At 51.7% G+C, this 9,846-nt stretch carries 3 protein-coding genes and 1 tRNA gene; all 4 read left to right on the plus strand.

Annotated features, from left to right (window positions below; translation table 11 throughout):
* Positions 1-3: 3 nt before the first annotated feature.
* The 4 genes from L3D05_RS07250 (at position 4) to L3D05_RS07265 (ending at position 9,734) form a co-directional block, all read left to right on the plus strand.
* On the plus strand, positions 4-1,011 hold the full coding sequence (locus tag L3D05_RS07250; RefSeq protein WP_239615332.1) for a hypothetical protein: 1,008 nt from the start codon (positions 4-6) through the stop codon (positions 1,009-1,011).
* A 667-nt stretch (positions 1,012-1,678) separates the two neighbouring features.
* Complete coding sequence (locus tag L3D05_RS07255; protein ID WP_239615333.1) at positions 1,679-5,047, plus strand: alpha-amylase family glycosyl hydrolase; 3,369 nt, start codon at positions 1,679-1,681, stop codon at positions 5,045-5,047.
* Between the two features lie 79 nt (positions 5,048-5,126).
* Positions 5,127-9,572, plus strand: coding sequence for a carbohydrate binding domain-containing protein (locus L3D05_RS07260; protein WP_239615334.1), 4,446 nt, complete (start codon positions 5,127-5,129; stop codon positions 9,570-9,572).
* Positions 9,573-9,647: 75 nt separating this feature from the next.
* Positions 9,648-9,734 (plus strand) — tRNA-Leu (locus L3D05_RS07265).
* Positions 9,735-9,846 lie beyond the last annotated feature (112 nt).

Here is a 9,846-nt window from a genome sequence, read left to right on the forward strand (position 1 = left end):
GCCATGTCGGTTAAAATGCTTCCCTTGGCGGAACCGAGGGTACTCGGTTACCTGCATCATGCGTACGTGTTATCCATCGCCGGCAATTGCCCGAATTTCGAAGATTGGTACTATAGCAGCTACGTTCAGATATACGACGATTATTTGTCGGGTGGATTAAACTTCTACGAGCATGATTTCACCCGTTTCCGCCAGCCGCTTCTCGACCATCATTCGATGTGCATCGATGCCTTTATGAAGGGCGGTTACGACGTCGTAGAATTCGCCAAGCATTGTTTGGATACGGACTATTATTTCTATACCTTCGTCGATGAGCGTTATATTCCAGGGAAAGGGGCGTACAAAGCCAAGGTAACGTTCCCTCACGAAATAATGATTTTCGGCTACGACGACTCCGCGAAGCAATTTCACGGAATCGGCTTCTCGGAGAAGTTCCAGTACGGGAAATACACGGTCGGCTTCGAACATTTTGCCCAAGGCTTCAACAACCTCAAGATGACGGCCAGCTATATGAACAACATTCACCTGCTGAAACCCGCCTACGATGCGGAATATCCGTTCCGGTTGAAACAAGTGGCAAGCTTATTAGAGGATTATTGCCTATCGCGTAACACTTCGGAGCAATACAGCATGGTTCGGGAGCCTTATCATTCCGTGTTCGGTATGGCCTGTTATGATTACTTGATTGATTATTTCGAACAGCTATTGAAGGGCAAGGCCCAGTTGAAAATCAATTCGCTCCACATTTTATGGGAACATAAGAAATGCATGATCGATCGCGTAGCCTATATGCAACGAAAGTATGGGATGTTACGGGATTTCGACCTGGGACCGCTCAAGGAAGTCGAACGGCTGGCCTACAAAACTCGGGATGAGATCATCGTGTATTCTTTCAGCAACGATCCGAAATGTTTTCAAAATGTGATTAAGTATTTGAACCAGCTGAGGGAAAAGGAGACGGCGGCGCTCGGCTTGTTGTTGGATCGGATTTCTTCATTGGTTCCCGCTTGAGATAAGGATTCGAACTTGACAAGGTAATGGATGGTGAGGCTACCCTCAAGGGTAGCCTCTTTGATGTTTTACTTTCAACAACGGCATCGCGTGCCGTTATTAAGGAACATTGGCTTCCAGAGTGAATGGATAACGGTATTTCGTACCGCTTTTTCAAAAATAATCGACCATTTCTTTGATTTTCTGTTCAATTAACGGCATCGCGCGCCGCTAACAAGGAATAATCGCCATCTAGTGAACAATTAACTGCACCGCGTGCCGCTAATCCGAGGGAATGAGAGTTGCTTCTTAAAACGTGTCCTCTCGGCAAAGAAAATCGATAGGTTAGTCAAAATGACAAAATTCGATTCCTTCCGCCATTCCGTGATCGATTCAGGACTTTGGACTCTATTTAATCGGGGAGTATTGACAATGGATTTCAGTGCATGCTAATTTTTAATTGGAAACCGGTTTCCCTATGGGTGCTCTGATCAAGCACAATCTCCTTGCCATATCCCCATCTAGAATTATCGCAATAGATTTTACGCGACCTCAAGCTATCCACTCAAACATTGCCGCTCTTTTGACCGCATCCGATTTGAAGTTTACGGCTTCATTCACTCATGTTCAGCAAAACTCGCACAATTGTAAGCGCTTAATTATTTACGAAAATAGGAGGGAATTAATAATGCCGAGAAAATTATTTTCTCCGTTTCTAGTTGCCATTTTTTTATTTTCCATTTGCGCAAACGTTTTCACAATTTCTCCTACTACAGCATACGCCGCAAGCATTGGAACCGTGGATGAGAACGATACGATCTATCAGATCATGGTCGACCGGTTTAACGACGGAGATCCGAGCAATAATGCGACTGGCGCAGCCATTCGTTATGGCGAGACGTCGGAGGAAGATTTCCGTCATATGAAGGGCGGGGACTGGCAAGGAATCATCGATAAGCTGGGATATATCAAAAATATGGGGTACACGGCGATCTGGATTTCGCCAGTTGCCGAACCCCAAATGACGAACCGCGAAAACAACGGGACGGGTCGAAATACCGCCTACCACGGTTACAACGTCAAGGACCCGAACAAGGCGAACCCTTTCTTCGGAACGAAGGAAAAGCTGAAGGAGCTCGTGGATTCGGCTCATGCGCTCGGTATCAAAGTCGTTCTCGACGTCGTTCCGAATCACGTCGGCGATTATATGTTGGGCACGCAGGCTTACTACGACATTCCGGGTTTGCAGCCTGCGGCTCCGTTTAACAACCCGGCTTGGTATCATCACAATGGAGATATTAACTTTTCGTCCGTCGAAGGCATCTATACCCAAGCGGCGCAGGATTACCTGGAGAACCATGACTTAGGCGGACTAGACGATATCGATTTCGATGTTCCCGCAGCCAAGCAAGCGATGTTCGATTCGATCAAAGGCTGGTTCGACTACACGGGAGCGGACGGAGCTCGCGTAGACGCGGCTAAGCTTATGAGGCCGACGGACATCGGGGCGCTGCAAAATTACCTCGGAGTCAACACCTTCGGAGAAAACTTCGATGGCAACGCCGAATTCGTCTCCCGTTGGGTCGGCACGAACAAAGAGTGGGGAATGTTGGACTTCCCGCTGTTCTTTAAGATTCTTGGCAGCTTCGCACACGGCGGGTCATTCGACGCCAATATTAAAGACGGTCTCGCCCAGGATTACCGCTATAACGGTAACGAGAACCATATGGTTACCTTCATCGACAACCACGACCGGAACCGTTTCCTCCAAGAAGCCGGAGGGGACGTCCAGAAATTGCAAAATGCGTTGACGTTCATCTTCACCGTGCGCGGAACGCCGGTCGTCTTCCAAGGCACGGAGCAGAACAAAGGGAACGCCAACAACCAGATTCTGAGCGACGGAATCGCCGATACTTGGAACCGATGGTCGATGGTTAAGCGCGACGCGAACGGTAACGTCATTCAGAACTATTTTAACGAAAGCACGAACACTTACCAGCACGTCGCCAAGCTGAACCAAATCCGTTCGAAGTACGAAGCCCTCCGAAAGGGCAAACAACGCGAGATGTGGTCGGCTCAGAATTTGTACGCGTTCTCCCGTCGAGTAGAGAGCGGCGCGAACGTAGGTCAGGAGGTCTTATCGGTATTCAGCAACGCAACGAGCGGCACTCAGACCGTTACGATTCCGCTAAGGGCCGAAAGCTCGATGGCCGTCGGGACGGTGCTGGTCAACCAACTGAACACGTCGGACAGCATTACCGTTCAAGCGGGAGGAATTACGGGCAAGCAGATTACGGTAAGCGTCGGAGCGAACTCCGCGAAAATCTACGCCAAGGACATTTCCGACACGCAAGCACCGACGGTGCCTACGAATGTGACGGCTAGCGCTTTAAGCTCGTCCAGCATTCAAGTCTCGTGGACGGCGTCCACGGATAACATTGGAGTCACCGGATACGAAGTGTTCCGCAACGGAACGCTGGTGGGAACGGCCGCCGGGACTTCCTATACGGATAACGGGTTAACGGCCGCAACGACCTATTCTTACACCGTCAAGGCTTACGATGCGGCGACTAATCGATCCGCGTTAAGCTCGCCGCCGGCATCGGCGACGACGACTCCGCCGGATACGCAGGCGCCGACGATGCCTACGAACGTGACGGCAACCGCGGTGTCGTCCTCCTCGATCAACGTCGCATGGACGGCATCGACGGACAATATCGGCGTCACGGGTTATGAAGTATACAGGAACGGAACGCTCGTAGGGCAGTCAACGACGACCTCCTATGCGGATATCGGGCTTGCGGCAACGACCGCTTATTCGTATACGGTCAAAGCTTTCGATGCCGCGGCTAACCGTTCGGAGTTCAGCGCACCGCCTGCCGTAGCTACGACGCTCGCCGGCAATAACGTGACGATCTATTACAAACAAGGCTTTACGACGCCATACATCCATTACCGTCCAGTAGGCGGTACATGGACGACGACTCCCGGCGTGCCGATTCTTGCATCGGAGGTATCGGGATACAACAAGATAACGATCAACATAGGGACAGCTAGCCAACTGGAAGCTTGCTTTAACAACGGAAGCGGAACATGGGATAGCAACAATCAGCAGAACTACCTCTTCGGCGTCGGAACATGGACGTACACTCCGACGGGGAATATCGTGGCAGGAGGTCCGGACAGCCAAGCTCCGACTGTTCCTCAGAACGTAGCCGCTACAGCTTTGTCGGCTACTTCGGTGAGCGTCACTTGGAGTGCATCGACCGATAACGTTGGGGTTACCGGCTATGAGGTGTTCCGCAATGGAACGTTAGTTGGGACTTCGGCGACAACGTCCTTCACGAGCACGGGACTAGCGGCCGCAACGGCTTATAACTTTACGGTGAAAGCGTATGATGCCGTCGGCAACCGTTCCGCCGAGAGCACGCCTCCGGCTTCGGTAACGACGTTAGCCGGTAATCAGGCCACGATCTATTACAAGAATACGGCGTTTACGAGTTCTTATATTCACTATAAGCTCGATAACTCTTCTACGTGGACGACGTTGCCTGGAAGCCAGATGCAAAGCTCGACCTACCCGGGATACGCGAGCATTACGATTGAGCTGGGTAGCGCGACGGGGTTAACTGCCGCCTTCAATAACGGCAGCGGCACCTGGGACAATAGCGGAGGCAACAACTATTCATTTGCTTCCGGAACGTGGAGCCTGGTCAACGGAAACAAAACATCGGGAACACCTCAAGCGGACAGCGTAACGTTCCGAGTCGCCGTGCCGGCTTCAACTCCCGCAAGCGGTCCTGTCTACTTGACGGGGACATTCAACGGTTGGGCAACGGCGGATACCGCCTATCAATTGACGAAAGGAACGGACGGCGTTTACTCTATCACGTTGAACCTGCCTTCAGGAACAGCGGTACAATACAAACTCACCCGAGGAACGTGGGCAACGGTAGAGATAAATTCGAACGGAAGCGATATTTCGAACCGGGCGTTAACTCCATCCGGAGGAGCTCAAAACGTTAATGTGACGGTACAACGTTGGAAGGACCAATAAGGGAAGGAAGAGGGCTGTTGAATGATCAACGGCCCTCTCTTTTTGAGAAAACAAAAATGAGAGGGGATACATGAGGATCATGTTTACTATGAAAAAATGGTTTTCCAAATCGATCGCCGTTCTGCTCGGGGTTGCATGGTTATTGCAGGCGGGTGCATCGAGCGCTTCCGCGGAGATCGCTGCCACGCATGTTTATCACAATCACATGCCTAATTTCTGGGCTTTCTACGATGTGAATCAATATTCCTCCACTCCCGTCGGGAGTCCGATTCGCTACACGTACGATGGCGATGTCATCGCACTCAAAAACAATCCTCCGCAAGGCTATTCCTATTATTTGCCCAACGGAGCTATCATGCCGCACGATGACCTCGTATCCTATTATTCGCATCATGCGAAGAAGGGAGCCTATCTGACTTGGCCTTGGAGCGTAGCGGGGGATCTGAGAAACAGTAATCCTCAAGCCCAGATGCATGTGACGATGTCGGGAGCGCTCGTCAATAACGTGAATAGCCTCGTGCTTCGCAATAACGTGTCCGATTACAACAACCTGAATTGGTGGCAGCCATGGCGTACGGCTTACAACAATCTTCTGACGACGAACGGGAAGAAGACATTGGATCTTATCCATTTTACGGGCCATCATAGCATGGGACCGCTGGCTGGCAACGATTATATGCTGAAGGATTTGATTTACCAGGGGGCCACGCTTGCCCAGCCTTACTTTATGGGATCCAGCTACAAATCGTCGAACGGATTTTTCCCGACCGAGCTTGGGTTCTCGGAACGCTTGATTCCGGTGCTCCAGAAGCTGGGGATTCAGTGGTCAGTCGTCGGCAACAACCATTTCTCGCGTACTTTGAAGGACTACCCGCTCTTGAATAGCCCGGGAACGGATACGATGGTGTCGCCTCCTAACCGCGCGGATTTGCAAAACGTTAGCAACGTCGGCTCGTGGGTGAACCAGAATATGTTCAACGAGCAACAGGTCGTCTACAATAAATATCCTTTCGCTTCCACGCCGCATTGGGTTCGCTATGTCGATCCGGCTACGGGACAGGAATCGAAGGTCGTCGGTATACCGGTCGCTCAAGCCGAGTCATGGGAAGAAGGCTACAATGGAAGTACGAAAGCTACGGCTCTCAAGCCCTTCGAAGGAATCTCTTCCCAGAAGCAATTTTTTGTTGTCGCGCATGACGGCGATAACTCCTCGGGTCGCGCGGGTTCGGAAGAAACCTGGCGCAACGCGGCGAACGTTACGTATACCGATTCCGGCGTAAAAGGGATGGGAATCGACGAGTATCTCCGCACGAACCTTCCTGCCACCGGCGACGTCGTTCACGTGCAGGATGGCTCATGGATCGATACGAGGGATTCATCTTCCGATCCGACATGGTACCACTGGCATTTGCCTTTCGGCATATGGAAGACGCAATTCTCAAGTTTTAATCAAGTTAATCAAACCTCTTACGTGCCTAAGAAAAACTTATCGGGAATCGACGACGGCATGACGGTATCGTTCGAGTACGGATACCACTACTTGGAACGCAACTTCGCCTTGCTGCAAGCCGCATTGAATTATGCGAAAACGGCAGAACAAATCTGGCTGGAGGAGCATCCGAACTACTGGCAACCGACAACGGCGCTGGATCATGAGATTACTTACCCGGGCAACCAATTAAATCCTTGGATGCTCTCGTATCCGGTGAAGGGGAACGTCTCCAACGATTACGCGGGAGGCGCTAATCCAGCAGAGCTCGCATGGTATTTCTTGCTGCCGGCCATGGATTCTGGCTTCGGTTATTACGACGAGAACCAAGACGATAACGTGAAACCGACGCTGTCCTTTAACCAGTCCTTATATTTCTCCAAGCCTTACGTGCAGTCTAAGTTAGCCAAGGATAAGGTAGGACCTTCCGTTTGGTGGCCGCAGCGCTATCCATACAACCCCGGAAGCGCGAACGTCAGCAAAGCGGAAGGATGGACGCTTCATCATTTCGACAATTCTTTCGCCATTTATTCCTATGCTTACGACACAAGCGGAATTCAGAACATCAAAGTGAAAGTCAGGGCGCATACGAGTAAAACCGCAGATGCTTCTGACAATACCTTTAAAGTGTATGATCCCGCGGCGCTTCAGGCGGCGGGCGTACAAGGAATCGATACGTCCAAGGTCGGAGCATGGACGGAATATCCTATGAACGTGCGCGATCTGATACCGGATATTAACGGCGTGGATTGGCAACCCAGCGGTAAAGCGGTCATGGCTAAAGTGCCGGCACAGGAAATCGGCAATCTCTATTATTCGTACATCAACGATTACCGCGACCAGCTATTGGACTATTATATCGAAGCAACCGATACTAAAGGGAACGTAACTAAGAGCGAGATTCAACAAGTCTACGTCGGGGCAGGCAAATACAATCTCGTCGGCGGCAAATACGTCGAGGATGTTCAAGGCTCGATCACGGGCACTCATCCGTTCATTACCGATCAGCCTATCATTCCCGATAATGAGGCTCCAAGCGTACCGACCCAGGTCAGCGCGCAAACGATAAACGCTTCTTCGATTAAAGTGTCATGGAGCCCATCCACGGATAACGTGGGCGTTACGGGGTACGACGTTTATCGCAACGGAACGAAAGTCGGGACATCGGCGACCAGCACTTATACGGATAACGGTCTAGCCGGTAGCACGACTTATTCGTATACCGTTAAAGCGTACGACGCGGCAGGCAACCGTTCGGACTTCAGCGCGCCTCCCGCGACGGCAACGACGCCGCAAGGGAATAACGTCACCATCTATTACAAACCGGGCTTTACAACGCCTTATATCCACTATCGCCCGGTCGGCGGAACGTGGACGACTTCTCCGGGAGCCGCCATTCCGGCGTCGGAGTTGCCGGGATATTATAAAATCACGATCAACATCGGTGCCGCTACGCAACTGGAGGCTTGCTTCAATAACGGAAGCGGAACATGGGACAGCAACAATTCGCAGAACTATTTATTCGGAACGGGAACTTGGACGTACACGCCAACGGGCAATATCGTAGCGGGCGCCCCGATCGTGGATACGCAGGCACCGACCGCGCCGCTGAACGTGACCGCTCAAGCGGCATCGGCCGCGAGCGCTACGATTACGTGGAGCGCGTCCACGGATAACGTCGGGGTTACGGGTTATGAGGTGTTCAGGAACGGTGTGAAAGTCGGATCCACGTCAACCGCGACGACTTACACCGATAGCGGACTCTCCGCAGGAACATCTTATTCGTATACCGTAAAGGCGTTCGATGCGGCGGGTAATCGCTCCTTAAGCAGCGATCCTCCGGCGACCATCACGACGCCAGCGGGCAACAACGTCACGATTTATTACAAGAAAGGCTTCGCAACGCCTTATATTCATTATCGTCCTGCGGGAGGTACATGGACGACCGCGCCGGGGATCGCGATGCCGGAATCGGAAGTGTCCGGTTATAACAAGATCACGATCAACATCGGTTCGGCGAGCCAGCTTGAAGCTTGCTTCAACAACGGTAGCGGAACGTGGGACAGCAACAATTCGCAGAACTATTTGTTCGGAGCGGGAATTTGGACTTATACGCCGACGGGGAACATCGTACCCGGACCTCCTTCGTTGCCGGAGAATATTCCGCCGACCGTGCCGCAGAACGTGGCAGCGACAGCCTTGTCGGCAACTTCTGCAAGCGTGACTTGGAGCGCTTCGACCGATAACGTCGGAGTCACCGGTTATGAGGTGTTCCGCGACGGTACGCTCGTAGGCACGATTGCTTCTACAACATTTACGAATGTCGGTCTTTCTGCTTCAACGACCTATAACTATACCGTGAAAGCCTATGATGCGGCGGGGAATAAGTCGGCGGCGAGCACGCCTCCGGCATCCGTAACTACGTTCGCTAGTGGAGGGAACAGCGTTACGATTTACTATAAGAATGCATCGTTTACGAACCCGTACATCCATTACAAGTTGGATGGTTCCACCACATGGACGACGTTGCCCGGCACTTTACTGCAAGCTACGACTTATCCGGGATATGCGAGCATCACGATCGATCTCGGAAGCGCAACGGGGTTAACCGCAGCCTTCAATAACGGCAGCGGTACATGGGATAACAATGGGGGCAACAATTATTCGTTTGCAGCGGGAACGTGGAGCTTAGTGGGCGGCAACAAGACATCCGGTACCCCGCAATCGGATAGCGTTACGATCCGGGTTACCGTCCCTTCTTCAACGCCGGCTAACGGTCCGGTTTACTTAACGGGCACGTTCAATAGCTGGAATGCGGCGGATTCGGCATATCCATTAACGAAAGGGACGGACGGCATTTACTCCATTACGTTGAGCTTGCCTTCGGGAACGGCCATTCAATACAAGCTGACCCGGGGGACGTGGGCAAACGTAGAAGTGAATTCGAACGGCAGCGATCTCTCTAACCGTACATTAACTCCTTCCGGGGGCGCTCAGATCGTCAATGTAACGGTTCAACGCTGGAAGGATCAATAGCAAGTAATGGTTGACATAGGCTATTGACGATGATATATTATAGTTCTGACTCGGAAGCCAATCCAGTCGGAACGTGCGGTCGTGGCGGAATTGGCAGACGCGCTAGATTCAGGTTCTAGTGGTGTAACAGCCGTGGAGGTTCGAGTCCTCTCGACCGCACCATAACTTACAATCCCGAGAAGCCTTGCTGAGCAAGGCTTCTTTTTCTATTCCAAGATATGTGTAGGACAATTCGTTCGATAGATTAGGCACAGTATCGTAATTGACTGTAGAG

This window comes from Cohnella mopanensis (assembly GCF_022352055.1).
Lineage (GTDB): Bacteria > Bacillota > Bacilli > Paenibacillales > Paenibacillaceae > Cohnella > Cohnella mopanensis.